Here is a 26,377-nt window from a genome sequence, read left to right on the forward strand (position 1 = left end):
GCTCCCGCCCCGCCCGCTCCCCGCCCGTTCTCGGCCGGCCCGCCCACGGCCCGTCGCCCACGGCCCGTCGCCCACGGCCCGTCGCCCACGGCCCGTCGCCCACGGCCCGTCGCCCTCAGCCGTCACCCTCAGCCGTCACCCTCGGCCGTCGCCCTCGGCCCGTTCCCCCGCCCGGCCTCGGCCCATCGCCCCGGCTCGTTGGTGCGGTCACCCGTCTGCGAGGCGGTTGGCGAAGGCCATGAGGTCTCTTCGTTCGATTGCGGCGGCCATGAGATCCGGGAACGCGTCGGGCGTACATGCGAAAGCCGGCACTCCCAGGGCCGCCAGCGCAGCGGCGTTCTCATGGTCGTAAGCGGGTGCTCCCTCGTCGGAGAGCGCGAGCAACACCACCACCTGGACACCAGCGGCGGTCATCTCGGCGACGCGGCGCAGCATCTGGTCGCGGACGCCGCCTTCGTACAGGTCGCTGATCAGGATGAAGATGCTGTCGCGGGGGCGGGTGATGAGCTGGCGGCTGTAGCCGATGGCGCGGTTGATGTCGGTGCCGCCGCCGAGCTGGGTGCCGAAGAGGACCTCGACCGGGTCGGTGAGCTGGTCGGTGAGGTCGACGACGGCGGTGTCGAAGACGACGAGGGAGGTTTTCAGGGAGCGCATCGAGGCCAGGACCGCGGCGAAGACGCCGGAGAAGACCACCGAGGCGGCCATCGAGCCGGACTGGTCGACGCAGAGGACGACGTCGCGTTGGATTGCCGTTGTGCGGCGGCCGTAGCCGATGAGGCGTTCCGGGATCACCGTATGGTGCTCGGCCTGGTAGTGCTTGAGGTTCGCGCGGATCGTACGGTCCCAGTCGATGTCGGTGAGTTTCGGGCGGTTGATCCGGGCTGCGCGGTTCAGGGCGCCGCTCACCGCCGTGCGTGTTTTCTGGCTGATGCGCTTCTCGAGTTCGTCGACGACCTTGCGGACGACCTGGCGGGCTGCGTCTTTGGTCTTCTCGGGCATCACGCGGTTCAGAGAGAGCAGCGTGCCGACCAGGTTGACGTCGGGTTCGACGGCGTCGAGCATCTCGGGTTCGAGGAGGAGGCGGGTCAGGTCGAGGCGTTCGATGGCGTCGGACTGCATGACCTGGACGACGGTGCTGGGGAAGTATTCGCGGATGTCGCCGAGCCAGCGGGCCACCTTGGGCGCCGAGCCACCGAGACCGGCCGAGCGGGATCTGCTCTGGCCCTCGGTCTCGCCGCCGCCGTCGTAGAGCGCCGCGAGCGCCGCGTCCATGCGTCCGTCGCGCCCGTCGGCCGTACCCAGCGAAGTCTCTGCCGGACCGCCCAGAACGAGCCGCCACCGGCGCAGGCGTTCGCGCCTCGAAGGATCTGTGTTGTCCGTCATCCGACCTCCCGGCCGAGCAGGGCACGCAGCGTGGGCAGCACCCGCGCGGCGCGTTCGTGGTCCAGCACCAGCGGTTCGCCACCGGAGCGGCTCGCACCACCCGCGACCCGCTCACCGATCGCGCGGCGTTCCCCGGTGGCAAAAGCACCGAACGTACGCCGGAGCAGCGGCAGCACGTCGTCGAAAGCATCCGCCGGAATGTCGGCGAGCCACTGGTCGAGCAGCTCCAGCAGCGCCTCGTCGTGCACGAGCAGCAGCCCGCCGCCGGAGAGGAATCCCTCCACCCAGGCAGCACCGTGCGCGGGCGGCGTACCGATGGTGAGCGACAGCCCGAGCCGGCGCCGCACCTCCGCGCCGTCGACCCGCCCCGCGTCGAGCAGCAACCGCGCCAGGCGCCCGGCAAGCAACCCGTGCAGGTCGCTCCGCCCCGCCGCCGAGGTGAGCGCGTTCAGCCACTGCTCGCGGGTAGCGTCGTCGTCGAGCAACCCGACCGCCTGATGCACGCCGTCGATATGCTCGCGCAACTCCTTCGCCGCGTCATCGGACAACGACCCAGCCGCCGCGGGCAACCCCACACAGACCCGGGTGAGCAGGCTCGAGGTGACAGTCTCCAACCCCGCCACATCGGTACGCCGGACATCGCCGTACCGCAGCGTCCGAGCCAGCGCCGGAATCGCCGCCATCAGGTGATTGAGGTCCGCATCGAGCGCGGCACGCGTGTCGAGCGCGGCGAGCACCGCCGGGAAAGCGTCACCCAGCTCGGCGAGCAGGCACACCTCAACCAGCGCGGTCACCTCACCGAGCGTCGCGGCCTCCCGCGCTGCTCCGGTCACCTTCGCGGTCGCCGCGCCGGCCACGGTCGTACCGTGCATGCTGCCCTCGACCAGCTGAACCTCGAAGTCCGGCAACCATCGCAACCGCCACTGCTCCCGGAAAGTCCCGGTGCCCCGCCGAGCGGCCTCAGCCTCACCCCACGGCACCCCGATCGCCCGCATCCGGTGCAGCAACCGGCTGCGCCCCAGATCAAGATCCTTCCGAAGGTCCAGCTCGAGAACCCGTTCCAAAGCCTCAGGCTTGAGCCGTACGGCCCGCTGCTGCACCGCAAGATCTTTCGCCAACGGTACGGTCGGCATGTCCTCAGGCACACCCCCGAGCCGCTCCCCGACAACCATCCGCCGCCCGATGAGCTCCACCCGCAACGGCTCCCCGTCACACATGACCGCCTCAGCCGCCTCGGTCACCTCAGCCAGCCCCGCAAGCGGCCGCCCCCGAACCGTCGCCAGCGCCTCCGCCAACCGCGTCGCCTCGATCACGTGCGCCGACGACGTCGGCACCCCTTCCGCCCGGAGCACCCCGGCAGCATCGACCAGCCACCGTGGAACGACCTCGTCCGCGGTGGTGAAAAGGTGGTGATACCACCCCGGTGACTGCACCCCCGCCCCATAACCGGACCACGCCGCCAGCCGCCCGTAGGTCCACGGAACCCAGGTAAAACTCACCTTGGTCTTCTTGCGCCCCCTGAGTAACGCCGCATCATCCTTGGCCGAGACTTTGCGGCTCAGCGCCGGCACATGCCAGGCCCCACACACCACAGCCACATTCTCATGGGTACGCCGAACCTCCCGAAGCACCGTCCGCATGTAGGCCTCCCGAACCAGATCCTCAGGATCCTCGGGCGACACCTCCCGGATAGCAGCCATAGCCTCCGCAATAGCCACGAACGCCGGCATCCCCCGATGCTCCACGACGTCCTCCCACCACCGCTCAGGATCGTCATACCCCGCCGCAGCCGCCAACTCCCCGATCGGATCAACCGGCCGAACCCGTCCGGACCGCTCCGGCGGCACCTCTCCATCTACATCGGACGGTGCTGTGGTGACCACCTCGCGCATGGCGGTGGACGTAACCACGGCTGAGGGCAGAACAGTCACCGGGCATGCGGACTGCCATGGCGCCAGCCCACCGACGCCACCGGAAGGCTCGCCAGGGGAAGGCTCGCCAGGGGAAGGCTCGCCAGCGAAGGAGCCGTCGGGGGAAGGCCTCCCAGCGAAGGAGCCGTCGGGGGAAGGCTTGCCCGCGGAAGGACCGTCAGGGGAAGGCTTGCCAGTGGAGGAACCGTCAGGGAAAGGCTTCCCAGAGGAGGAACCGTCAGGGGAAGAACCGCTAGGTGGAGCAGTCCCGAGGGAAGGACCGGCAGCAGAAAGTCGGCCGGCCGAAGGTTCGCAAGCGAACTGACCGTCAGCGAAAAGTCCGTCAGCAGAGAGCCCGTCAGCGGTAAGGACGCCGGCCGAAGAGACAGCGGAAGTGGCAGCAGCCGGGCCGACAACGGGAGAAGCAGCAGCAAAAGGATCGGCAGCAGCGGAAGCGAAAGGAGCAGGCTCACCAGCAGCGGAAGTGGTAGCAGCAAGCTCGGTAGCAGCGGAAGTGACAGCGGCCGGGCCCACAGCGGCCGGGCCCACAGCGGCCGGGCCCACAGCGGCCGGGCCCACAGCGGCCGGGCCCACAGCGGCCGGGCCCACAGCGGCCGGGCCCACAGCGGCCGGGCCCACAGCGGCCGGGCCCACAGCCACCAGGGCAGCAGCTGACGAGACGGCAGTGGGCGAGACAACAGCAGACGAGACAGCTGCAGGGCCGGGGGCAGGGGAGTCGTCGGTGGCGAGATCGCCGGCGGGAGGGGAAGCGGTGGCCGGAGCGTCCGCAGGGGAGTCGTCGGTGAGAGGTGTGGCGGGGGCGGGAGGGGTGTTGGTCAGGCGGTAGGCGTAGGGGAGGTCGAAGAAGCGGACCGGGATGTTGTTGGTGACGGCCCAGCGGATGGCTTGCCATTCGGGGGAGAAGATGGCGAAGGGCCAGAAGGCGGAGCGGCGGGGGTCGTCGGTTGCGTAGCCGAGGAGGGCTACGGGGGGTTGGAGGGCGGGGTCGGCTGCCCAGCGGACAAGGTCGTCGGCTTCGGGGGGGCCTTCGACCAGGAGGATGGTGGGTTGCTGGCGGTTCAGCTCGGTGACCACGGCGCGGGCTGAGCCGGGGCCGTGGTGGCGGATGCCGTAGTGGTGTTCAGGCATTGCGGGCTGCTCGGTAGAAGTCGCGCCAGTCGGGGCGTTCGCGGAGGACGGTTTCCAGGTATTCGCGCCAGACCACGGTGTCGGAGACGGGGTCTTTGATGACGGCGCCGACGATGCCTGAGGCGAGGTCGGCGGGCTGGAGGGTGCCGTCGCCGAAGTGGGCGGCGAGGGCGAGGCCGTTGGTGAGGACGGAGATGGCTTCCGCGGTGGACAGGGTGGCCGTGGGGGATTTGAGTTTGGTGCGGCCGTCCTCGGTCATGCCGCTGCGGAGCTCGCGGAAGACGGTGACGACGCGGCGGATCTCTTCGAGGGCGGCGGGGATCTCGGGGAGGTCGAGGGAGCGGCCCATCTGGGCGACGCGCCGGGCCACGATCTCGACCTCGTCGTCGGCGGAGGCGGGCATCGGGAGGACCACCGTGTTGAAGCGGCGGCGCAGGGCGCTGGAGAGCTCGTTGACGCCGCGGTCGCGGTCGTTGGCGGTGGCGATGAGGTTGAAGCCGCGCTGGGCCTGGACCTCGGTGTTGAGCTCGGGGACGGGCAGGGTCTTCTCGGACAGGACGGTGATCAGGGCGTCCTGGACGTCGGAGGGGACGCGGGTGAGCTCCTCGAGGCGGGCGATCGTGCCGGTCTGCATCGCGCGCATGATCGGGCTGGGGGTCAGCGCCGCCTCGGAAGGGCCTTCGGAGAGCAGGCGCGCGTAGTTCCAGCCGTAGCGGATGGACTCCTCGGCGGTGCCGGCCGTGCCCTGCACCAGCAGCGTGGAGTCGCCGCTGATGGCCGCGGCGAGGTGCTCGGACACCCAGGTCTTGGCGGTGCCGGGGACGCCGAGCAGCAGCAGGGCGCGATCGGTGACCAGGGTGGAGACGGCGACCTCCATGAGCCGGCGGGGGCCGACGTATTTCGGGCTGATCTTGGCGCCGTCGCCGAGCAGGTAGGTCACCACGGCCTGCGGGGAGAGCCGCCAGCCCGGCGGGCGCGGGCGATCATCGGAGGCGGCGAGCAGGGCCAGCTCGTCGGAATACTGGTCCTCGGCGTGCGGGCGCAGAGCGGTCACTCGAACTCCTGGAGCATCTCGTGGCGGAAGGTGAGGGTGCGGGCCAGCTCGGCCACCGGGCGAACCCGCGAGGGATCGGCGGCGGCCTCGTCCAGCTGGACCGCGAGCTTGGACAGGTGGGGCGCGTAGCGGGGTGGCATGGCGAGCGCCGCGGCCCGGCACAGCTCGGCGAGCTGCCAGCTGTGTTTGTCGGTACGGGCGCGGTGGGCGACGGTCTCGATGACGGCGACGGCCAGCTCGTCGGGCCACGCGCCGGGGTGCACGGCGAGCAGCCGATGGGCGAGGTGGTCCTCGCGCCGGAGGAAGTCGGCGGCTATCCGGGCCAGCTCGGCGGGTGGCAGCAGCAGGTGCAGGTCCCAGCGGACGGCCTCGCGCAGGCCTTCGTCGCGGACCAGCTCCGTGGCCCATTCCGGGGCCTGCTGGACGATGGCGGCCTTGGCGAACCCGTGCAGGAGCGGCGTCTCCCAGTCGTGGCCGCGGGCCAGGGCGATCACCTCGGCGGGGCTCCGCCCGAAGGCGAATGTCCAGGTCGTCAGCGGCGTCCCGGCGATGACCTCTTCCAGTAACCAGGCCTGCACGCCGGTGCCGCGCGCCGGTTGTGCGGCGAGCCCGTCACGGCGTAGCTCCGGGGTCAGCTCCGCGGGCGGGGCCACCACGAGCCGGTCACCTCGGAGAGCGACCGCTGCGAGGGCCCGCTCGGCCATCCGCCGGCCCAGCCCCGAATCGGGCAGGCGTTGCAGCAGCTCGAGGGCGGCCTCGCGGACCTCCTTGCGCCGGTCGTCGAGCGCGGCGTCGAGGAATGCGTCGTCGGCGGTGGAGAGCCCGTGTGTCAGCGCCGCAACGAACCGGGCCCGATCCTCGGCCGCCTCGGATCTCCACGTGCCCCGGAGCAGGGACAGCGCGGCGCCCGGGTCGGTCCTCCGGAGCCGGGTGAGGTGCTCGAGGCGCTCTCCGGGCGTACCCGTGTCCCAGGTCAGAGGGTCCGTCTCGCCCGGGGACTCGTCGCGCAACCAGCGCCAGTCGGGCCTCATCGCGGCCAGCCATTGACCGCGCCGGCCGCCCACCCGGCCGATCGCGGGACGGATCACGCTGTTGCGCCGGCCCGCGTCGAGCAGCGCGGGAAGCGTGTCGGGCGGCACGTGCCCGCCGTGGGACGCGGCCGCGGTCAGCCACTGGCTGAGCAGCTCCTGGGCCTGCTGGGTGCCGCCGGGTGTGCCGCCGTCGGAAAGCAGGCGCCGCAGTCGGATGCCCGCCGCACCCGGCAACGGACGGTCGGTCTCGGCGGGCGCGGGTGGCACGCCGGGCCGGTCGGTGGCGGCAGTGACGCCCGCCCGGGCGTAGATGAGGGCGGTCGCAGCGGCTTCCAGCAGCGACAACCGGGAGACCGGCAGGGACCGGTCGCCGACGTCGATGCCGGCCGCCGCGAACGGGCGGCGGGCCGTGCCGACCAGCGCCGCGGCGAGCAGGTCGGGGGGAAGCTCGGGGGAGCGTGCCACCCCCGCACCCGGCATGGGCGGGCCGGCCGGGATGAAGCGGCCGTTGACCCAGGCGGCGAGGGGACGCAGGCCGCCGGGGGTCCACTCGCCGGCGACGGTCGCCGGGGCGCCGCCGGAGAAGGCGAGCAGCCACCAGGGCTCGCGGTAACCGGCCGCGAGCGGTAGGGACGCACCGGCCGCGTCGGTGAGGTAGCCATCGGCGCTGGGCACGACGGCCGCGAGCAGCATCGGGGCGTCGGTGCGCCAGGGCTCGGCGGCCACGACATCGGTCCACCCGGCCAGGGCCGCGCCGATCCCGACCGCGCCCACCGGCTCAGGCAGCGGCCGCACCGGGCTGAGCCGGTCCTTGAGCAGGGCCCGCAGCGGGACGGCGCCGGGATAGAAGCAGAGCTCGCCGTCGAAGGACGTGCCTGGCACCAGGTCGGCGGCGAGGGACTGGCCGGGCGCGGCGAACGACAGGTGCAGCGCGAACCGGCCGGTGCCCGCACCGAGCAGCCAGCTGCGCCGGGTGGTGATCGTGCCGTCGTCGCTGTCGTGCTGACCGAGCACCTGCCAGTGATCGCGGACCGCCTCCCCGGCGAGCACCTCCTCGGTCGGGACCACAAAACCGATCCGGGACCGGACGGTGGCGGCCAGCGCGGGGGAGAGTTCGTCGAGCCGGTCGTGCCCGTCGACCAGCAACCGGAGCATCGCCAGGTCACCGAGGAGCCGGTCACCCCAGTGCGGCCCGATGCCCGCGACGCTGCCGAGGCGGCGCACCGCGGACGCGGCGCCCGGGGCCTGCGCGTCGACGAGGCGCGCGGCCATCGTCTCGTAGGGCTGGTGCCCGGCGCGCTCGGCGGTGGCGAGCCCCTGCTGCACCTGGTCGTCCAGCCAGCGGCTCAGCTCGGCCATGCCACCGGCGACCCGCTCGGCGCGCTGCTGGGCCCGTTTCTCCACGGCCGCGGGATCGGCGCTGCCGGTCGTCCTGGGGGCGGCGGCCCGGGTGGCCCGCGCCGACCGGCTCGCCTGCCACTCGGCGACGAAGGCGGGAGCCTCGGCGGCCTCCTCGATCGTGGCGCCCTCGGCCCAGACGAGCAGCAGGCCGAGTGCGTGTTTGCACGGAAACTTGCGGCTCGGGCAGGAACACTTGTAGGCGGGACCGGAAAGATCGACACAGACCTGGTAGGGATTCTTGCCGCTGCCCTTGCACAAGCCCCAGAGCACGTCGTCGAGCAGGCCGGACTCCTGCCACTTGGCAGGCGTGCCGACGCCCCGGGCGCCCTTCAGCGAGCTGGCATCGGGGGCGACGGCGTCGACCTGAGCGGGGGTCCATCGTTCAACGGGCACGGAGAGGACAGTAGGAGCGGGGTACGACAATTTCGCGGAGGTACGGCGGATGAAAGTGATCGTTTTCGGGGCGTCCGGCATGGTCGGCCAGGGCGTACTGCGGGAGAGCCTGCTGGCCGACGACGTCGAGGAAGTTCTGGTGATCGGCCGGCGCGCTCTGGGCGTACACCACCCGAAGTTGACCGAAGTCACCGTGACCGACCTCGGTGATCTTGCGCCGCTGGAAGATCGGCTCGACGGCTACGACGCGTGTTTCTACTGCCTGGGCATCTCGTCGTCGGGCGTGAGCGAGCAGCAGTACACCAAGATCTCCTACGACTACCCCGTCGCCGCCGCCCGGCTCCTCGCGAAACACAACCCCGAGATGGCCTTTGTGTACGTCTCCGGCGCGGGCACCGACGTCGACGGCCGCGCCGCCTGGGCCAGGATCAAGGGCCGGACCGAGGTCGAGATCATCAAAATCTTCCCCCATGGGTACGCGTTCCGCCCCGGATTCATCCAGCCGACCTACGGCGCACAGTCGAAAACCCGCAGCTACCGGCTCCTCTACACGCTCATGGCACCGGTCACGCCGCTGCTGGTTCGCTACGTCCCGAAATACACGACGACGACCGACCGGCTCGGGCGGGCGATGTTGCGGGCCGCCCGCCTCGGCTTCCCGGATCACGTCGTGGAGAACGCCGACCTGCGCTGATCAGGCCCGGGCACCGTGCTCCGCGGGCACAACCTCCGCCGGCACGGGCGGGGGCGGCGGGGTGCCGTCGCCGAACGGACGCCCGCCCAGTTTCTCCCGCCCGTGCTCGGTGAGCCAGTTGGCGAGATCCGGCCCGACCGGCACGATTCCGGTCGGATTGATGTCGCGCTGCACCTCGTAGTAGTGCTTCTTGATGTGCACGAAATCGATGGTGTCGCCGAACCCGGGCGTCTGGAAGAGATCCCGCGCGTACGCCCAGAGCACCGGCATCTCCGACAGTTTCGACCGGTTGCACTTGAAGTGGCTGTGATACACGGGATCGAAGCGCGCCAGCGTCGTGAAGAGGCGCACGTCCGCCTCGGTGATCGTGTCGCCGGCGAGGTATCGCTGCCCCGTGAGCAGGTCGGACAGGGCATCAAGCCGATCGAAGAGCCGGTGGTACGCCTTCTCGTACGCCTCCTGCGACCCCGCGAACCCGGCCCGGTAGACCCCGTTGTTGACGTCCGCGAAAACGAACTTGTTCACCTTGTCGATCTGCTCCCGCAACGCCTCGGGATAGAGCTCGGGGGCGCCCTCGCGGTGATACTGCCGCCATTCCAGCGACAGGTCGAGGGTGATCTGAGCGAAGTCGTTCGTCACCACCTGCCCAGTCGGGATGTCGACCATCGCCGGCACGGTGATGCCCTTGTCGTAGTCGGGGAAGCGCTTGAAGAACGCCTCCTGCAGCCGTTCGATGCCGAGCACGGGATCCTTTGCCCCGGGATCCAGGTCGAACGTCCAGCTCCGCTCGTCATGGGTCGGCCCGGCGATCCCCATCGACAGCACGTCCTCGAGGCCCAGCAGCCGCCGCACGATGATCGCCCGGTTGGCCCACGGGCACGCGCGGCTCACGATCAGCCGGTATCGCCCGGGCTCGACGGGGTATCCGTCCCGCCCGTCGGCGGTGATCCGGGTGGCGATGTAACGCTGGTCACGGGTGAACTCACCGGCTGTTGACACGTAAGGCATCCACCCATCTTGCTCCCAACTCCGCGTGCTGATCACGACACTTTCTGGCAGGGTTGTTTGATGGCTGCCAAAATCAGTTCGTATTTATCCCATTGGACGACCTACGTCCCAGTGATCGCTGTGGCGACCCTCATCCTCACCTGGGGCCGCGATCTTCCGCCGCCGCTGGTGATCATCAGCGCGCTGTTTCTCGCCGGTGCCGTGCTGGCCGCGGTACACCACGCCGAGGTCGTCGCACACCGCGTCGGTGAGCCGTTCGGCTCGCTCGTGCTCGCGGTCGCCGTCACGATCATCGAGGTCGCGCTCATCGTCACGCTGATGATCAGCGGCGGCGAGAAGGCCCAGGCCCTGGCCCGCGACACCGTCTTCGCCGCCGTGATGATCACCTGTAACGGCATTCTCGGCCTGTCCCTGCTGGTCGGAGCGTTGCGCCGGCGGGTCGCGGTGTTCAACCCCGAAGGCACCGGCGGCGCCCTGGCCGCGGTCGCCACGATCGCCGCACTCAGCCTGGTCCTGCCGAGCTTCACCACGAGCCGGCCCGGCCCGCAGTTCTCGCCCGCCCAGCTCGGCTTCGCCGCCGTCGCCTCACTCGGGCTCTACCTGCTGTTCGTGCTCGTCCAGACCCGCCGGCACCGCGACTACTTCCTGCCGATCACCACGGCCGGCAAAGTGATCGACGCCGAGGAACACCTCGAACCGCCCTCGACCCGCGCCGCGCAGGTCAGCCTCGGCCTGCTCCTGGTCGCGCTGATCGCCGTCGTCGGCCTGGCCAAGGGCGTCTCCCCGGCGATCGAGGACGCCGTCGCCGGCGCCGGCCTGCCACAGGCCGTGGTCGGTGTGGTGATCGCGCTGCTGGTGCTGCTCCCCGAGACGATCGCCGCCGTCCGCGCCGCCGCCCGCGACCGGATCCAGACCAGCCTCAACCTGGCCCTCGGCTCCGCCATGGCCAGCATCGGCCTCACCATCCCGGCCATCGCCATCGCCATGATCTGGCTGGACGGCCCGCTCCTGCTCGGCCTCGGCGGCACCCAGATGGTCCTGCTCGCGCTGACCGTGGCAGTCGGCACACTCACGGTGGTCCCCGGCCGCGCCAACGTCCTGCAAGGCGGCATCCACCTGGGGTTGCTGGCCGTCTTCCTGTTCCTTGCCGCCAGTCCCTAGGAGAGGAGCAGCCAGTCTCTGGAAACGGCTCAGCCCGGCCCCTTCCAACCGGGGGCCGGGCTGAGATAAGGCCTACTTGGCGGCCTGGAGCTGGTCGTGGGGGGCGGCGCAGGCGCCGGGTGGGACGACCGGGCTGCCGAGGATCGAGAGGGACTGGTTGACCTCGGTCGGGGTGGCGAGCTGGCGGTACAGGGTGCCGACGACCAGGTTGACCGTGGCGTCCGTACGCTTCGGGTCGTATTCGGATTTTGATTCGTTGAGGAAGAATGCCTGGATCAGCCAGGCCGAGGACAGGCCTTTCGGGCCGTACTGGACGAGCGCGACGCCGGTGAAGCGCTTCTTGCTCTCCGCGGGCTTCTGGGTCGTGAAGCCGCGGTTCTTCATGTCCTGCGTGAGAGCGGCAGCGAGCCCCGGCCGTCCCGTGCCGTTGAGCACCTTCACCGTGACGTCGGACGTGCCGCGGGGGAGGGTTACGTTGACCAGGACGGCGCCCTTGCAGGCGTCGGCGACCGGTCCGTTCTGGGTGTCCTTCGTGACGGCGACGATGACGACGACGAGTGCGGACACCATCAGCACACCGAGCACGAGAAACGCTCGGACGCGCGTAAGACTCATCTTGTTCACTCCGGGGGATCGTCCGGCACAACGCCGGTACCGGCGACGCTAACAACCGCCACCAAATCGATCCCCGTCTCAGGCTGAGCGGCGGGTGACCAGGATGGGCTCGTAGATGACCGCGGAGACCCGCATGCCGGGGTCCTCGATCCGGGCGAGCAGGAGTTTTGCGGCCTCCGCTGCCATGTCCTCGAGGGGGTGGCGGATGGTGGTCAGGGGTGGGCTGGCCGAGGTTGCCGCGCTGCTGTCGTCAAAGCCGACCAGGGACACGTCGGCGGGGACGTCGCGGCCGGCTTCGCGCAGGGCGAGCAGGGCGCCCAGGGCCATGACGTCGTTGGCGACGAAGACGCCGTCGAGGGCGGGGTTGCCGGCCAGGAGCGTACGCATGGCTGCCTCACCGCTCTCCTGGGTGAAGTTGCCGGCCGCGACCGGGACCCAGCCGTGGCCGTGGCGGGCCATGGCGTTGCGGAAGCCGGCGGTGCGGTCGTTGCTGGCGGGGACCTCGGGTGGGCCGGCGATCATGACGATCGTGCGTCGGCCCGTGGCGACGAGGTGGTCGGCGGCGAGGGCGGCGCCGCTGTCGTTGGCCAGGTCGACGTAGTTGATGGGGACCGGGTCGGCGGGGCGGCCGATCATCACCGCGGGGACGCCGGCGTCGGTGAGCATGCGGGGCAGGGGGTCGCGGCCGGGCAGCGACAGGACGATCGCGCCGTCCGCCTGGCCGTGGCGCAGGTCGCCGACGAGGCGGGTGCGCTGGTCGTCGGTGCCGGCGATCTGCAGGGCGAGCTGGATGCCGGCAGTGCGCAGGACGCTCATCAGGCCGCCGACGACCCGGCCGAAGTAGGGGTCGGCGAAGAAGCGGCCCATGAACGGGTCGTCGTCGTGCGCCTCGGAGTCGGAGACGACCAGGGCGATCGTGCCGGTGCGCCGGGTGACCAGGGACCGGGCGAGGCGGTTGGGGACGTAGCCGGTGCGGCCCACGGCGTCCCAGACGAGCTCGTGCAGCTGCGGGTCGACGTTGCGGATGCCGTTGACGACCCGGGACACGGTCGCGCGGGAGACGCCGGCGACCCGGGCGACGTCCTCCAGGGTCGGGAGGCGTTCGATGCGCCCGGTCTGCATACCAGACTTTATAGCACACCCCGGAGAGCGCTCTCCGGCATCGCGCTCCAAGGCCACGAAAACAGCGGGAAGTTCCGGAACCAGTGCGAGATATTGACGTACGTGCAATCGGGGCGTAACACTTCGGAAAGCGCTCTCCAAAGCCTCCGACGCCGGACCCCGAACCCGGCCCGGAGGCGACCCCTCCCGTGCACCGCGCGGGAACATCCCCGGGAGATCCCATGAGAACGAAGCTCAGACGTCTCGTCGCCCCGATCGGTGCCGCCGCGCTCGCGGGTGCGGCGCTGCTGGTCGGCATCCCGCAAGCACACGCCGCCGACACCCTGTTGTCGCAGGGCAGACCCGCTATCGCCTCGTCACTGGAGAACGGCGAGTCACCCGCCTCCGCCGCCGTCGACGGCCGCGCCGAGACCCGCTGGGGCAGCCAGTGGGCCGATCCCCAGTGGCTGCGCGTCGACCTCGGCAGCACCGCCACGATCACGCAGGTGGTGCTGCAGTGGGAGACCGCGTACGGGAAGGCGTACAAACTCCAGACCAGCCCGGACGGCACCGCCTGGACCGACATCTTCAGCACGACCACCGGCACCGGCGGCACCGAGACCCGCAACGTCACCGGCTCCGGGCGCTACCTGCGGATGTACGGCACCCAGCGCGGCACGACCTACGGCTACTCGCTCATCGAGTTCAAGGTCTACGGCTCCGTCGCCGGCACGCCGCCCTCCGAAGGACCGGGCTATGTGTACGCGAACCCGCCCGTAACCGGCGTCACCCCGTCAACGGCCACCCCACCCGCGACGAACCCGCCCACGACCCATCACGAGTTCCAGGCGAACTGCTCGGTGAGCCGCTCGAACCTGCCCGACGACCCGATCGTGTTCCCGAACATGCCGGGCGCCTCGCACTCGCACACGTTCATGGGCAACACGACGACCAACGCGGCGACCACGCTGACCAGCCTGCAGTCCGGCCAGACGTCCTGCATCACGCCCGGTGACAAGACCGGCTACTGGATGCCGACGCTGCTCAACGGCGACACCGCGGTGCAGCCGGTCGGCCGGCAGGTCATCTACTACAAGAGCGGCGTCATCGACTACCGCAGCGTGCGACCCTCCCCGCCCGGCCTGCGCTACGTCGTGGGCAGCCCGGCGGCGACGCTCGACGAGTTCCGTAACTCGCCCGGCGCGGTCGAGGGCTGGGAGTGCGGGGACAGCGTCCGCAACTGGGACTTCCCGGCCAGCTGTGTCGCGGGCAGCCAGCTCAACATCCGCTACCAGGCGCCGAGCTGCTGGGACGGCATCCACCTGGACACGCCCGACCACAAGAGCCACATGGCGTACCCGACGGTCGGGGTCTGCCCCGCCGACCACCCGGTCGCGGTCCCGATGATCGAGTTCAAGATGGCGTTCCCGGTCAGTGGCAACATGTCCGCGGTACGGCTGTCCAGCGGCCGGGCGTACTCGTTCCACTACGACTTCTACAACGCGTGGGACGCCCCGACGCTCGCGGCACTCGTCAGCCACTGCATCGACGGCGGGCTGCAGTGTGACCCGCGCGGCTTCGACCAGTACAAGCCGGATCGTGGCGCCGCGCTCAACGAGAACTACGTTCTCCCGTAATGCCGAGAAACGTCCGGGTCCCTCGCAATAGGGGCCCGGACGTTTTATCGGGACGCGGATAACAGAAACTCAGCCGAGATCTTCGAGATATTTCTGGCGCGTGGAGATCACCTTTACGGCGAGTTCTTTGGTACGCGGTTCAAGGCCCGCTTTCCCCTCGGAGCCGGCGAGACTCACGCCCTGCTCGAAGTGGGCCTTCAGTGCCTCGGTGAGGAGCTTGTCGAACGCCGTCCCCCGCACCTGGGCCGCCGCGGTGACCTGCTCGGGCGTCACCATCCCCGGCATCGGCATGCCCTTGTGCGGGTTCTCGGACGGCAGTTTGGCCTCGTCGTGCAGCGCCCTGAGCTGGGAGAGCTCGTCCTGGTGAAACGTCGTGAGCTCGGCGGCCAGCGCCTTGACCTGCGGACTCGAGCCGTTGGCGGGCGCGAGGGCGAGCAGCGGGAGCAACTCCTCGTCCATCGCGATGTTGATCTCGATCCAGGCGAGGTCGGTGCCGCCGAAGAAGCCCACGCCGCCCGCCGACGGCGCGGGTGTGGCGGCGGCGGAAGCGGGCGGCGCCGGGGTGTCACCGCTCCCGCACGCGGCTGTGCCGAGCGCGGCGGTAAGCGCCCATGCGGTCACAAAAGCGAGGGAGGAATGCCGATTCACACAGCGAGTCTCCGTGTCACCGACTGTTGTGTCAATTGGGCAAAGGCTTAGCCAGGTATTGACGGTCGGCAACATGGTTGTAACACTGCCCGCATGCTTCGGAGAGCGCTTTCCAAGCACCAGCGTCAGGAGTCCCCCGTGCTTCCATCCAAGATCCCCCTGTTGATAGCGCTCATGGTCGCCGCCCTCGTCGGCGTGCCGAGCCCGGCGCAGGCCGCCGATCCGTTGATCTCCCAGGGCCGCCCCGCCACCGCGTCCTCGCAGGAGGGCGCCGACGTGACCCCCGGCAACGCCGTGGACGGCAACACCGGCACGCGCTGGTCCAGCCAGTTCACCGACGCGCAGTGGCTGCAGGTCGACCTCGGCTCCACGTTCACCGTCTCCCAGGTCGTGCTGCAGTGGGAGGGCGCGTACGGGAAGGCGTACAAGATCCAGACCAGTGCCGATGGCAGCGCCTGGACCGACATCTACAGCACGACCACCGGCGCGGGCGGCACCGAAACGCTCGGGGTGACCGGCTCCGGGCGATATGTGCGGATGCAGGGTGTGCAGCGCAGCAGCGGCTACGGCTACTCGCTGTGGGAGTTCAAGGTCTACGGCTCAGCCACCGGTGGCGGTGGCGGCGACTGGTCGACCGTCTGGACCGATGACTTCACCGGTACGGCGGGCACCTCGCCGAGCGCCGCGAACTGGATCCTGCGCACCGGCACGCAGTATCCGGGTGGCGCGGCCAACTGGGGGACCGGCGAGGTGGAGACCGCGAGCGCCTTGACCGCGAACGTGTCCCTCGACGGCGCCGGCAAGCTGAACATCAAGGCGATCCGGGACGGCGCCGGCGCCTGGACCTCGGGCCGGATCGAGACGCAGCGCACCGACTTCGAGCCGCGGGCCGGCGAGCAGACCCGCTTCACCGCCGTGCTCAAGCAGCCCGATGTGGCGAACGGCGCCGGGTACTGGCCAGGGTTCCGCGCGACCGGGGCCGCCTACCGCGGCAACTACACGAACTGGCCGGGCGTGGGCGAGACGGACATCATGACCGACGTCAACGGTCGCAGCCAGCTGTCGCAGACGCTGCACTGCGGGTCCGCGCCCGACGGTCCGTGCGCCGAGTACAACGGCCGGGCCAGCGGATTCGCGAGCTGCAGCGGATGCCAGACGGGGTTCCACGAGTACTCACAGGTCGTCGACCGGACGCTGACCGACGAGGAGATCCGCTTCTCGCTCGACGGACGGCAGACCTGGGTGGTCAAGGAATCACAGGTCGGGGTCGCCGCCTGGCAGGCCGCGATCCACCACGGCTTCTTCCTGCGGCTCGACCTGGCCATCGGCGGGTCACTGCCGAACGCGGTCGCGGGTTACACCACGCCGACCGCGGCCACGACCTCCGGCGGGGTGCTCTCCGTCGACTCGGTGAGCGTTGCCCGCAAGACCGGGACCACCCCGGCGGCGATGACCGATCCGGCTACTCCGGCCGGGCCCAGCGTCGTACGCGTCACGGGCTCGCAGGGGAACTGGCAGCTCAACGTCAACGGGTCCGCGTACACACTCAAGGGTTTGACCTATGGCCCGCCGCAGGCAGCCGCGGATGGCTACCTGCGGGATCTGAAGAGCATGGGCGTCAACACGATCCGGATCTGGGGCGTGGATGATGCCAACACGCCGGGGCTGCTGGACAAGGCGGCGCAGCAGGGGCTGAAGGTCGTCGTCGGGCACTGGCTCAACCAGGGTGCCGACTATGCCAACGACACCGCATACAAGAATTCGGTGAAGGCCGAGATCGTCGCCCGGGTCAACGCGCTGAAGAACCGGCAGGGCGTGCTGCTGTGGGACGTCGGCAACGAGGTGATCCTGACGATGCAGGACCACGGGCTGTCCGCGGCCGAGGTCGAGGCCCGGCGCATCGGGTACGCGAAATTCGTCAACGAGCTCGCCCAGGCCATCCACGCGGCCGACCCGAACCACCCCGTGACCTCCACCGACGCGTACACGGGGGCGTGGCCGTACTACAAGCAGTACGCCCCCGACCTGGACCTGCTCGCCGTGAACTCCTACGGCGCGATCGGCAACGTCAAGCAGGACTGGATCAACGGCGGGTACACGAAGCCGTACATCGTCACGGAGGGTGGTCCGGCGGGCGAGTGGGAGGTGCCCAATGACGTGAACGGGGTGCCGACCGAGCCCACCGACCTGCAGAAACGCGCCGGATACACGGCGAGCTGGAACGCGATCAAGGCGCACCCGGGCGTGGCGCTGGGGGCGACCGAGTTCCACTACGGGCTGGAGAACGACTTCGGCGGCGTGTGGCTGAACACCTTCACCGGCGGGTGGCGGCGGCTCGGATATCACGCGCTGAAGCAGGCGTACACCGGGACGGCCTCGGCGAACACACCGCCCGAGATCACCGCGATGACGGTCGGTAACCAAACGGCGGTGCCGGCGGGTGGCACGTTCACCGTGAACGCCTCAGCCAGCGATCCGAACGGCGACCTGATCCGCTACAACCTGATGTTCTCGGACAAGCACATCACCGGAAACACCGGGCTGACCAATGTGGTCTTCACGGACAACGGCAACGGCGCTTTCACCGTACGCGCACCCGAGCAGCTCGGCGTCTGGAAGGTCTACGTCTACGCGTACGACGGCCAGGGCAACGTCGGCATCGAACAGCGCTCGTTCAAGGTCGTCCCGCCCACGATCCCGGGCACCAACCTGGCCCGGGGCAGAACGGTCACCGCGTCGTCGTACCAGCCGACCGGGACGAACGGGCCGCAGCTCCCGGCGTACGCCGTGGACGGCGACTACGGCACCCGCTGGGCCAGCGAATGGGTCGACACCGCGTGGGCCCAGGTGGATCTCGGCTCGGTCCAGTCCTTCAACCACGTGCAGCTCGCGTGGGAGGCGGCGTACGCCAAGGGCTACACCGTGCAGGTCTCCAACGACGGTTCGTCCTGGTCCACGCTCTACACGACGACGACCGGTAACGGCGGCTTCGACGACCTGGACCTCAACGGCTCCGGCCGCTACGTGCGCGTGAACGCGACAGGGCGCGCCACGGCGTACGGATATTCGTTGTGGGAGTTCGGGGTCTATCGCAGTTAGGAGTGGGTGCCGCCCTCGGCTGAGGGCGGCACCCACCCTCAGAACGCGTAGGGCCACGCCGAGGAGTCGAAGCCCAGCAGGTTGATGCCGAGCCGGGCGTCACCCGCGGCGGTGTAGTAGTGGTAGACCAGCACCGAGTCGGTGCCGTCCGCGAACACCGCCGGGTGGCCGGGGCCGTAGACGCTGCCGTGGCTCGCCAGGATCTCGGTGCCGCCGCCGGCCGTCATCGCCGTGCCCGCGCGGTCGACGTACGGTCCGGTGATGCTCTTGGAACGGCCGACCATCGTGCGGTACGTGCTCGCCGCACCCCTGCAGCACGCGTCGAACGCCACGAACAGGTAGAAGTAGCCGCCGTGCTCGTAGACGTACGGTGCTTCGATCGCCTTGTCCGTGGTGAACCGCTCGGCGATGGACCGGATGGTGGTGTCCGCCCGCTTGCCCGACGACGGGTTGAGCTTGACCATCTTGATGCCGCTCCAGAACGAGCCGAACGTCATCCACCACTCACCGGACGACGTCACGACGAGGTTCGGGTCGATGGCGTTGAAGCCGCTGGCCGCCGTGCTCTCGACGACGAGCCCCTGGTTGGTCCAGCTCCCGGCCGCGCCGGTCGTGCTGGTCGCCATGAAGATGCCCGAGACGCTCTTCCCGAAGGTCGACGCGGAGTAGTACATGATGTACTTCCCGCCCCGGTATGAGATGTCCGGCGCCCACAGGTTCGTGTCACCGCCGGTGTACTTGTCCGCCCACGGCGTGCCGTTGGGGAACGCCTTCCCGGCGTCGGCGAAGGCCGTGCGGTCGGCCGAGGTCTTCAAACCGATACCGGGCGCTGTGTACGCCAGCAGGTAACCGCCCGCCGGCCGTTTCACCATCGACGGGTCGTGCGCGAACGTCGACCCGGTCACGACACCCGGGTTCGGGTAGGTCGCCGCGTCGGCGTTCTCGAGGCCGTAGACGCCGGCCGCCACCGCCACCAGGCCGGTCGCCACGGTCAGCAGGATCTTGCGCAGAGGGGATTGGCTCACGCGCTCAAGTTGCCGCCCGGGCCGCAAAGGTTGCCCGGGCGGCACCGGAAAATTACAGGTCGCGGGCCCAGGCCAGGACCTTCTCCACGTCGTCGCGGGTCCAGCCCACCTCGGAGTCGATCGGCACGAGCAGGGTCGGCGCCGCGCGCTCGGCCGCCCAGCGGCGACCCGCCTCGGTGTGGTTGTCGTCGATCCAGGCGGCCGGCCGGTCCTGGACGACCTCGGCGATCGCCGGGACCTTCTGCTCGGGCAGGAACGGCAGTGGCGGGAACGGCACGAACGGCAACGGCTCGATGCCCAGCATCGGCGCGAACAGCGTATTGGCGTCGTCACCCCAGGCGGTCGCCCAGCGCAACTCCCCGGCGGTGGCCAGCTCACTGATCCACTCGCCGTGCGCGGGACAATATCGCAGGGGGCCCTCACCCGGGTAGAACTCGTGCTCCACGTAGCCCTCCGGGCAGGTGGACGCACCGAACGGGTTCAGCACGCCGTCAAGATCCAGCAGCATCACGGGTCGGTTCACCCATCTATGAAACACCCGACCCCTGACACTTTTGAACACACCCGGCCCGTACGTTCCCCGAACATCGCGCCGGTTGATTTCTGGGCACAATGATCGGGTGAGTGACAAGGGGCTGGTCCTGGTCGTGGAAGATGAGCGGCCCATCGCCGACCTGGTCAGGCTCTATCTGAGCCGGGACGGGTACGGCGTGCACGTCGAGCACGACGGTGCCGCCGGGCTGGCCGCCGCGCGTCGCATGCGCCCGGTCGTGTGCGTGCTGGACATCGCGCTGCCAAGCATGGAGGGCACCGAGATCTGCCGGCGGCTGCGCGAGGCCGGTGACTGGACCCCCGTGGTGTTCCTGACCGCCCGCGACGACGAGGTCGACCGGATTCTCGGCCTGGAGCTGGGTGGCGACGACTACCTGACCAAGCCGTTCAGCCCGCGCGAGCTGGTCGCCCGGGTGCGGGCACTGCTTCGCCGCGCGGCCGGGCCCGGCGAGGGTGAGCGGGTGAAGACGCTCGGGCCGCTGACCCTCGACCCGGGGCGGCGCCGGGTCACCGTTGAGGGCGATCCGCTGACCCTCACCCCCACCGAGTTCGACCTGCTGGGGCATCTGCTGGGCCGCCCGGGCCGGGTCTTCACCCGCGAGGAGCTGCTGGCGGCGGTCTGGGGGTACGCCTCCCACGCCGGCACCCGCACGGTCGACGTCCACGTGGCCCAGGTCCGCGCCAAGCTCGGCGCCGCCGCCGGTCTGATCCGCACGGTTCGCGGAGTCGGCTACACCGCCGATGCCTAGGACTTTTGCCGGGCGGGCTGTGCTCGTCACCGCGGCCACCGCCGTCATCTCCGTGATCATCACGGCGCTGGTGGCGCTGCCGATCGCCGTACGCTCGGCGAACAACGCGGCCCGCGCCGACCTGGTGGAGAAGTCCGCGATCGCCGTCGAGCTGCTCGCCACCGAGCGCCCGGCTGCCCGCGAGCGGATCGTCGCCCGGCTCCGCGACGACGGCATCGCCCTCTACCTGGTCCGGCGGGGCGTCCCCGATCACCCCGGGCTGCCCGCCCGGGTCGTCGCGCAGATCGCGGCAGGTCAGGTCGTCAACACCCGCGGCGTCGTCGGCGGTAAGGCGGTGCTGATCGCAGGAAGCCCCCTCAGCGGCAACAACGCCGGTGTGGTGCTGACCCGGAGCGCCGTCTCCGGCACCGCCGGCAAGGTGCTGGGCGGGGTCTGGATCGCGCTGCTCGCGGGCCTGCTCGGCGGGGTCGGCGCGGGGGCGCTGCTGGCCCACTTCATCGCCCGTCCGCTGCGTCAGGCCGCCTTCGCCGCGGGCCGGTTGTCGGCGGGGGACCGCACGGTGCGCCTGGCTGTCCGTCCACCTGTCGAGGCCGCCGAGCTCGCCACCGCGCTCAACCAGTTGGGCGCGGCGTTGCAGGTCAGTGAGGGCCGGGAACGCGAATTCCTGCTGTCGGTCTCGCATGAGTTGCGTACGCCGCTGGCCACGATCCGCGGGTACGCCGAGGCCCTCGCCGACGGTGTGGTCGAAGCGGACGGCGCGGCGAAGGCAGGCGAGACGATGCTGAACGAGGCGGATCGGCTCGACCGGCTCATCTCGGATCTGCTGGTGCTGTCCCGGCTCGAAGCTGCTGACCTGCCCGTACACATAGTCGCGGTTGATCTTGCAGACCTGACAGGCGCGGCGGGCGAGGCGTGGGCGCCGAGATGTACGCCGGACGGCCCGTCCCTCACCGTCGATCTGCCGGCCTCGCCGGTCCTGGTCGACACCGATCCCGGCCGGATCCGCCAGGTGATCGACGGACTCTGCGAGAACGCGCTGCGGGTGCTGTCACCCGGCACACCCCTGATCCTCGCCGTGCGAGCGGGGGAGCGCGGCGGCGTCATCGAGGTCCGTGACGGTGGCCCGGGTTTCACCGACGAGGACCTGGCCGTGGCGTTCGAGCGCGGCGCGTTGCAGCAGCGCTACCGGCACGTACGCAAAACCGGCAGCGGCCTCGGTCTTGCCCTCGCCGCCCGGCTCGTCACGCGGCTCGGCGGCACCATCGAAGCCGGCCATGCCCCGGAAGGCGGAGCGATGTTCTCGATCACGCTCCCTTACACAACCCGAACACAACGCTGATCGCCTCCGTGCAGGCGAGCCCGAAGCTGGCCGCATGACACGTTCCCGCATCGCATTCTCTCTGGGACTCGCCGGCCTGCTCGCGCTCGCGGGCTGCGGCGCCGCACCCACCACCGCGGATGTCGCCGCGGAGACCTACGCCCTCACCGCGATGGACGCCCCCTCGGCCTCGCCGTCGGAGGCGGCGGCCGCGAAGCCGCGACGGGCGTACCTGCGTAAGAACACCCTGCACGGCGAGATCACCGTGCAGGTCAAGGAGGGAACCAGGACGGTGGTGGTCCAGCGCGGCACGGTCACGGCGACCGACGCGAAGACCCTCAGCGTCAAGTCGAGCGACGGGTTCACCCAGACCTGGACGCTGGGCGACAAGGCCAAGGTGCAGGGGACGCTGAAGACCGGCGCCGAGGTCGGGGTCGCGGGCCGCAAGGACGGCGATGCCACCGTTGCGCGCCTGGTCAGGGTGAAGTAAATGGTGCAGGGCCCGCGCTCGGACGACCGAACGCGGGCCCTGCCCCGCCCCCTCAGTGAAGTCGTTACTGCAGGATCGCGCCCATCGGCGAGAGCAGCAGCTTGCCGAGCGACTCGGCGGCCCGGTCGAGGCGGGTGCGCTCCTGGGAGACGGCCTGCAGGTCGTGGCGTACGGCCCAGAGACGCTGGGCGTTGCGCCAAGCGACGTTGCGGGTGTACTCGACGACCTCGCCCTGCCACCAGTCGTCGAGGTCGCCGTTCATCATGTCGATGAGGAGCTGCCACTTTTCGAGGAAACCGCGCCGCAGACCGGGGATCTGCTCGGCGAAGATGTCGTTGATCTGCAGGTAGTCGCGGTGCTGGTCGCTGTCGTCGACCGGGTCGCAGCCCTGGAAGTCGAGCGTGGTGACCAGGGCGAACGGCAGGTCGTAGTTGATGTGCGCGTTGATGCCGGCGGCGGCGGACGGGAGTGGACGGGCGTCCGGGCCGGGGATGCGGTGGAACAGCACCATCCAGGAACGGGGGCAGCCGGCGCTCATGTCGGACCACTGGCGCAGGGCGTCGAAGTAGCGGGCCGCGAACTCGACGTCGAGGCGGGAGAGGAACGCGGGGTCGGCGAACTGGCCGGCGTAGAGCCGCTCCAGCACACTCGTGGTGATCGTGAGATACAGCTTGTTGAAGTCGGCGAGCGGGTTGCTGCCCATCAGCGGCGGCACGTGGGTGAGTACGTCCTGCAGGCGGGTCAGCTGGTCGACGACCGAGGGCACGTCGTCAGGGTGACCGGCGAGCACATCGGCCATGTCCCGTTGCACGGGTCCCCACACGGACGACTCGGTGATCATCGATCCCTCCACGGCGGACTGCGGGGCGGAGTGTTCCAGCACCGCCCGGCGACCCATGGCCCCCGTGGTGCGGGGCGGTCCGCCGGGCGGTGCTCCCCCGAACGGACCTCAGCTTTTCACCGCTCACCTACGCGCGGATCGGTAGAACTACGTATCCCTGCTACGTAGATAACGAATGAGTAACGGGAGGGCGGGTCACGCCGCACCCAGGTAGACCCGGCTGGCCTGGACCCGGGTGCGCACCTGGAGCTTGTCGAATATGTGACCGACGTGGACGCCGACGGTGCGTTCGCTGATGAACAACGCCTGGCCGATCTCGCGGTTGGTGAGACCCTCGGCGACCGCGGCCAGCACCTCGCGCTCCCGCTCGGTCAGCAGGGAGAGCTCGTCGGTGCCGCGCTCGGGCGCGACGGCCGAGCCGGGCGCCTCGACCAGGGTGACGCGGGCCCGGCCGGCGATCTGGACGATCTCGGCGGCGAAGGGTTTCGCGCCCATGGCCTGGGCTGTCGCGTACGCCTCGCGGATGGCCATCGTCGCGGCCGCCTTACGGACCCGCCGGGCGAACGAGGCCTCGGCCTGACGCAGCCGCGAGTAGGCCGCCGGATAGGGCTGTCCGCGCCGGTCCCACGCGCTCGCGGAGCGGGCCCACAGCTCGGGGTCGCTGCGCTGCTCGATGCGGCTGATCTCGGCGGTGCACAGGTCGAGATAGGCGTCGACGACCGCCCGGACCTGCGGGGCAGCGTCGCCGACCCCGCGGGCCATCCGCTCGACGATGCTGCGCAGCCGCCGGACGGCGGCCGGGTCGACCGGCACCTCGCCGCCGGCCTGGGCCTCCGCCTCGGCGCGCAGCCCGTGCCAGGCGAGCACGCCGAGCAGCACGAGGTCGTCGGAGCGGGTCTCGGTGAGGCCGCGCTGCACGGCGGCGCGGGCATCGGCGTGCCGGCCCTGCCACATGGCGAGCCCGGCGCGCAGCGTCAGCATCGGCAGCACGTGCCGGGCACCACCGCCGGCCAGGATGGTGGCGACGGCGTCCAGGTCGCGGTTGGCGGCCTCGATGTCGCCGAAGCCGACCCAGAGCCGGCAACGCGCGAGCAGGATGTCGACCGCGTCGGCGCCGGACGGGCGGTGCCGCATCGCGTCGTCGAGCACCTTGCGGGCCTCACCCCACTGGCCGACCCGGAAGAGACCGTTGGCGGCGATCGCGAGCAGCCGGGTCTGGTAGCTGCGGCCCTGCCCGATGGCGGCGAGTTTCTCCGCGCCGCGCCGGGCCACGAGGACACCCTCCTCCACGCTGCTGAGCGGGTTGGTGAGCAGCTCGGCGAGGTGCTGGTAGGCCACGCCGATGTCCTCGGGGTGCCCGGAGCGCTCGGCGATCTCCACCGCCTGCCGGACGATCGCGAGCCCGGCGTCGGGGTCCTGCAGGAAGGCGAGGCTGAACCCGAGCGCGGCGCTGGCCCGGACCAGGTCGGCGGTCGAGTCCTCGGTGCCGTCGGCCAGCTCCAGGGCCTCGCGGGCCCGGTCACCGGCGTCGGCGTACCGCCCGAGGTGCACGAGCAGCTCGGCCAGGTTGGCGGCGGCGGTGGCCTTCTCGCGAGGGGTGCACTCGTCGGCGGCGAGAACGAGCTCGTATTCGGTCTCGGCGGTCGCCGCCCGGCCCGCCGCGGCCAGATAGCGGGCCCGCCGCAGGTGGAGCTGGCACTCGCCGGGGGCGTCCGGGCGGGCCGCGAGCTGCTCCAGCGTGGTCAGCGCGCGCTGGTGCTCGCCGCACCGGTGGGCCGACTCGGCGGTGTATCCGAGCAGGGCGGTGCGCGCGGAGTCGTCCTCGGGGGTGAGGCTCAGCGCGAGCGCCCAGTAGCGGTAGGCCTCGGTGAAGCCGTACAGCTCCTCCGCGGCGCGGGCGGCGGCGATCACCGAAGGCAGCGCGCGGACCGGTTCACCGGCCTGCTGCCAGTGCCGGACCAGCCGGGCGTGGTCGTTGTCGCCGGGCGCGGCCTCGATCGCCTCGGCGTAACGGCGGTGCCGGGCGGCGTGCTCGGCGGGCAGCACCTCGTGCTCCAGCACCTCGGCCACGACCCGGTGCCGCAGCCGGTAGCCGTCGTTCGCGCTGGTCACGAAGCGGTGCGCGACCGCGGCACGGATGGCCTCGATCAGTTCCGTCTCGCCCAGCGGCAGCACCCGGGCCAACAGCGCGTGCTCGACCGGCTCCACCCCGGCGGCCACCGCGTGCACCACCTCGTGCGCGTGCGGGGGCAGCTCGTCGACGCGGGACAGGAAGATCTCGCGCAGGGTGTCGGACAGCTCCACGCGGCCGTCACGCAGGTCACGGGCCAGCTCCTCGGCGACGAACGGGTTGCCCCCGCTGCGCTTGAAGACCCGGTCGGCGTCCTCGGAGACGACGTCGTTGCCGGCGATCGCGGCGACCAGCTCGGCGGTGGCCTCACGGTCGAGGGGTGCCAGGTCCAGCACCCGTACGCTGCGCAGCCGCCGCAGCTCGGCCAGCACCCGCCGCAGGGGATGGGAGCCGTGCAGCGACTCCGAGCGGACCGCGGCCAGCACCGACAGGTTGATCTCGCCAAGCCCGGCGAGCAGGTAGAGCAGCAGCTGGCGGGTGCTGCGATCGGCCCACTGGAGATCGTCGAGCACCAGCAGGAGCTGACGGCCCTGCGCGAGGGTCTGCAGCTGATGCGAGACGCGTTCGAGCAGAGCGCCGGCGCCGTCGGAGGCGGCCGCGTCGGGCGAGCCCGGGCCGGGGTGCGCGCCGGCCTGGCGCAGCGCCTGCAGGACCGGGTGCAGCGGCGAGGCGTCACCGATATCCAGACACGCTCCGTAGAGCACGGCGGCTCCGGCCTCGCGCATCGCTTCTGCTGTTTCCCGCAACAGCCGGGTCTTGCCGACGCCGCTCTCGCCGGTGACGAAAACCGCCGCCGTCCCACCGGGACCGATGGCGGCCAGGTCGGCCTGAATCGACGTCAGTGTGCCGGTACGTCCGACAAGTGGCGCGTCGTCCCCCTCGCTGGCCATGCGTGGCAGCCTAGTGGGAAGCACCGCGGTGCTCTCTCGGCGGTTCGGACTGTTCTGCGTCACAAATGACAGGACGCCGGGGCGCCTGTCGCAGATA

At 70.7% G+C, this 26,377-nt stretch carries 19 protein-coding genes; 7 read left to right on the forward strand and 12 right to left on the reverse strand.

The window, feature by feature from the left end:
• Positions 1-207: 207 nt before the first annotated feature.
• The 4 genes from Aco04nite_RS38745 to Aco04nite_RS38760 are packed head-to-tail and all read right to left on the reverse strand — an operon-like array spanning position 208 to position 8,321.
• The gene (locus tag Aco04nite_RS38745) at positions 208-1,383 is read right to left on the reverse strand and encodes a VWA domain-containing protein (RefSeq protein WP_213002212.1); all 1,176 of its coding nucleotides are present in this window, start codon (positions 1,381-1,383) and stop codon (positions 208-210) included.
• Positions 1,380-4,442 (reverse strand): DUF5682 family protein, encoded by a 3,063-nt coding sequence (locus Aco04nite_RS49265; RefSeq protein WP_244876614.1) that lies wholly within the window; start codon positions 4,440-4,442, stop codon positions 1,380-1,382. The genes Aco04nite_RS38745 and Aco04nite_RS49265 overlap by 4 nt, the downstream gene beginning before the upstream one ends.
• On the reverse strand, positions 4,435-5,496 hold the full coding sequence (locus tag Aco04nite_RS38755; RefSeq protein ID WP_213002213.1) for an ATP-binding protein: 1,062 nt from the start codon (positions 5,494-5,496) through the stop codon (positions 4,435-4,437). The genes Aco04nite_RS49265 and Aco04nite_RS38755 overlap by 8 nt, the downstream gene beginning before the upstream one ends.
• Positions 5,493-8,321: an SWIM zinc finger family protein gene (locus Aco04nite_RS38760; RefSeq protein ID WP_213002214.1), complete on the reverse strand. Its 2,829-nt coding sequence runs from the start codon at positions 8,319-8,321 to the stop codon at positions 5,493-5,495. The genes Aco04nite_RS38755 and Aco04nite_RS38760 overlap by 4 nt, the downstream gene beginning before the upstream one ends.
• A gap of 49 nt (positions 8,322-8,370) precedes the next feature.
• On the opposite strand from Aco04nite_RS38760, the gene Aco04nite_RS38765 reads away from it, so the two are divergent.
• The gene (locus tag Aco04nite_RS38765; protein ID WP_213002215.1) at positions 8,371-9,015 is read left to right on the forward strand and encodes an NAD-dependent epimerase/dehydratase family protein; all 645 of its coding nucleotides are present in this window, start codon (positions 8,371-8,373) and stop codon (positions 9,013-9,015) included.
• On the opposite strand, the gene Aco04nite_RS38770 is transcribed toward Aco04nite_RS38765, so the two are convergent.
• On the reverse strand, positions 9,016-10,023 hold the full coding sequence (locus Aco04nite_RS38770) for a glutathione S-transferase family protein (RefSeq protein WP_213002216.1): 1,008 nt from the start codon (positions 10,021-10,023) through the stop codon (positions 9,016-9,018). It abuts the gene before it with no gap.
• A 60-nt stretch (positions 10,024-10,083) separates the two neighbouring features.
• Here Aco04nite_RS38770 and Aco04nite_RS38775 point away from each other — a divergent pair, with 60 nt between their 5' ends.
• Positions 10,084-11,184: a calcium:cation antiporter gene (locus tag Aco04nite_RS38775; RefSeq protein ID WP_213002217.1), complete on the forward strand. Its 1,101-nt coding sequence runs from the start codon at positions 10,084-10,086 to the stop codon at positions 11,182-11,184.
• 72 nt (positions 11,185-11,256) lie between these two features.
• On the opposite strand, the gene Aco04nite_RS38780 is transcribed toward Aco04nite_RS38775, so the two are convergent.
• Together Aco04nite_RS38780 and Aco04nite_RS38785 are read right to left on the reverse strand one after the other, a co-directional pair.
• A complete protein-coding gene (locus tag Aco04nite_RS38780) occupies positions 11,257-11,799 on the reverse strand; it encodes a LytR C-terminal domain-containing protein (RefSeq protein WP_213002218.1) in 543 nt (180 codons plus the stop codon).
• Positions 11,800-11,877: 78 nt separating this feature from the next.
• Positions 11,878-12,921, reverse strand: a complete 1,044-nt coding sequence (locus Aco04nite_RS38785) for a LacI family DNA-binding transcriptional regulator (protein ID WP_213002219.1) — start codon at positions 12,919-12,921, stop codon at positions 11,878-11,880.
• 221 nt (positions 12,922-13,142) lie between these two features.
• On the opposite strand from Aco04nite_RS38785, the gene Aco04nite_RS38790 reads away from it, so the two are divergent.
• On the forward strand, positions 13,143-14,537 hold the full coding sequence (locus Aco04nite_RS38790; protein ID WP_213002220.1) for a DUF1996 domain-containing protein: 1,395 nt from the start codon (positions 13,143-13,145) through the stop codon (positions 14,535-14,537).
• A 69-nt stretch (positions 14,538-14,606) separates the two neighbouring features.
• Here the strand turns inward: Aco04nite_RS38790 and Aco04nite_RS38795 are convergent, their stop codons facing one another.
• Positions 14,607-15,185: a DUF305 domain-containing protein gene (locus tag Aco04nite_RS38795; protein WP_213002221.1), complete on the reverse strand. Its 579-nt coding sequence runs from the start codon at positions 15,183-15,185 to the stop codon at positions 14,607-14,609.
• A gap of 174 nt (positions 15,186-15,359) precedes the next feature.
• On the opposite strand from Aco04nite_RS38795, the gene Aco04nite_RS38800 reads away from it, so the two are divergent.
• Positions 15,360-18,284, forward strand: coding sequence for a galactose-binding domain-containing protein (locus tag Aco04nite_RS38800; protein ID WP_244876636.1), 2,925 nt, complete (start codon positions 15,360-15,362; stop codon positions 18,282-18,284).
• A 38-nt stretch (positions 18,285-18,322) separates the two neighbouring features.
• Here Aco04nite_RS38800 and Aco04nite_RS38805 read toward each other — a convergent pair whose 3' ends face one another.
• Together Aco04nite_RS38805 and Aco04nite_RS38810 are read right to left on the reverse strand one after the other, a co-directional pair.
• Positions 18,323-19,309: an arabinan endo-1,5-alpha-L-arabinosidase gene (locus Aco04nite_RS38805; protein WP_244876615.1), complete on the reverse strand. Its 987-nt coding sequence runs from the start codon at positions 19,307-19,309 to the stop codon at positions 18,323-18,325.
• Between the two features lie 52 nt (positions 19,310-19,361).
• The gene (locus tag Aco04nite_RS38810; RefSeq protein WP_244876616.1) at positions 19,362-19,832 is read right to left on the reverse strand and encodes an HAD domain-containing protein; all 471 of its coding nucleotides are present in this window, start codon (positions 19,830-19,832) and stop codon (positions 19,362-19,364) included.
• A 97-nt stretch (positions 19,833-19,929) separates the two neighbouring features.
• Here Aco04nite_RS38810 and Aco04nite_RS38815 point away from each other — a divergent pair, with 97 nt between their 5' ends.
• From Aco04nite_RS38815 to Aco04nite_RS38825, 3 genes are read left to right on the forward strand one after another with little or no spacing between them, the layout of a single operon-like run.
• Positions 19,930-20,610, forward strand: coding sequence for a response regulator transcription factor (locus tag Aco04nite_RS38815; RefSeq protein WP_213002222.1), 681 nt, complete (start codon positions 19,930-19,932; stop codon positions 20,608-20,610).
• On the forward strand, positions 20,603-21,949 hold the full coding sequence (locus tag Aco04nite_RS38820) for a HAMP domain-containing sensor histidine kinase (RefSeq protein WP_213002223.1): 1,347 nt from the start codon (positions 20,603-20,605) through the stop codon (positions 21,947-21,949). Before Aco04nite_RS38815 ends, Aco04nite_RS38820 begins: the two co-directional genes overlap by 8 nt.
• Before the next feature lie 34 nt (positions 21,950-21,983).
• Positions 21,984-22,418, forward strand: a complete 435-nt coding sequence (locus Aco04nite_RS38825) for a hypothetical protein (protein WP_213002224.1) — start codon at positions 21,984-21,986, stop codon at positions 22,416-22,418.
• 64 nt (positions 22,419-22,482) lie between these two features.
• Here the strand turns inward: Aco04nite_RS38825 and Aco04nite_RS38830 are convergent, their stop codons facing one another.
• On the reverse strand, positions 22,483-23,259 hold the full coding sequence (locus Aco04nite_RS38830; RefSeq protein WP_213002307.1) for a DUF5995 family protein: 777 nt from the start codon (positions 23,257-23,259) through the stop codon (positions 22,483-22,485).
• Between the two features lie 195 nt (positions 23,260-23,454).
• Positions 23,455-26,280 carry a helix-turn-helix transcriptional regulator gene (locus Aco04nite_RS38835; protein ID WP_213002225.1) on the reverse strand — a complete coding sequence of 942 codons (2,826 nt, stop codon included), beginning with the start codon at positions 26,278-26,280 and terminating at the stop codon, positions 23,455-23,457.
• Positions 26,281-26,377 lie beyond the last annotated feature (97 nt).

The organism is Winogradskya consettensis, assembly GCF_018332715.1.
GTDB classification, from domain to species: Bacteria; Actinomycetota; Actinomycetes; order Mycobacteriales; family Micromonosporaceae; genus Actinoplanes; species Actinoplanes consettensis.

Bases quoted from the DNA above. Each gene is read 5' to 3' on its own strand.
- Aco04nite_RS38745 (WP_213002212.1), bottom strand. From the start codon at position 1,383: ATGACGGACAACACAGATCCTTCGAGGCGCGAACGCCTGCGCCGGTGG.
- Aco04nite_RS49265 (WP_244876614.1), bottom strand. From the start codon at position 4,442: ATGCCTGAACACCACTACGGCATCCGCCACCACGGCCCCGGCTCAGCC.
- Aco04nite_RS38765 (WP_213002215.1), top strand. From the start codon at position 8,371: ATGAAAGTGATCGTTTTCGGGGCGTCCGGCATGGTCGGCCAGGGCGTA.
- Aco04nite_RS38770 (WP_213002216.1), bottom strand. From the start codon at position 10,023: ATGCCTTACGTGTCAACAGCCGGTGAGTTCACCCGTGACCAGCGTTAC.
- Aco04nite_RS38775 (WP_213002217.1), top strand. From the start codon at position 10,084: ATGGCTGCCAAAATCAGTTCGTATTTATCCCATTGGACGACCTACGTC.
- Aco04nite_RS38780 (WP_213002218.1), bottom strand. From the start codon at position 11,799: ATGAGTCTTACGCGCGTCCGAGCGTTTCTCGTGCTCGGTGTGCTGATG.
- Aco04nite_RS38785 (WP_213002219.1), bottom strand. From the start codon at position 12,921: ATGCAGACCGGGCGCATCGAACGCCTCCCGACCCTGGAGGACGTCGCC.
- Aco04nite_RS38790 (WP_213002220.1), top strand. From the start codon at position 13,143: ATGAGAACGAAGCTCAGACGTCTCGTCGCCCCGATCGGTGCCGCCGCG.
- Aco04nite_RS38800 (WP_244876636.1), top strand. From the start codon at position 15,360: ATGGTCGCCGCCCTCGTCGGCGTGCCGAGCCCGGCGCAGGCCGCCGAT.
- Aco04nite_RS38820 (WP_213002223.1), top strand. From the start codon at position 20,603: ATGCCTAGGACTTTTGCCGGGCGGGCTGTGCTCGTCACCGCGGCCACC.
- Aco04nite_RS38825 (WP_213002224.1), top strand. From the start codon at position 21,984: ATGACACGTTCCCGCATCGCATTCTCTCTGGGACTCGCCGGCCTGCTC.
- Aco04nite_RS38830 (WP_213002307.1), bottom strand. From the start codon at position 23,259: ATGATCACCGAGTCGTCCGTGTGGGGACCCGTGCAACGGGACATGGCC.
- Aco04nite_RS38835 (WP_213002225.1), bottom strand. From the start codon at position 26,280: ATGGCCAGCGAGGGGGACGACGCGCCACTTGTCGGACGTACCGGCACA.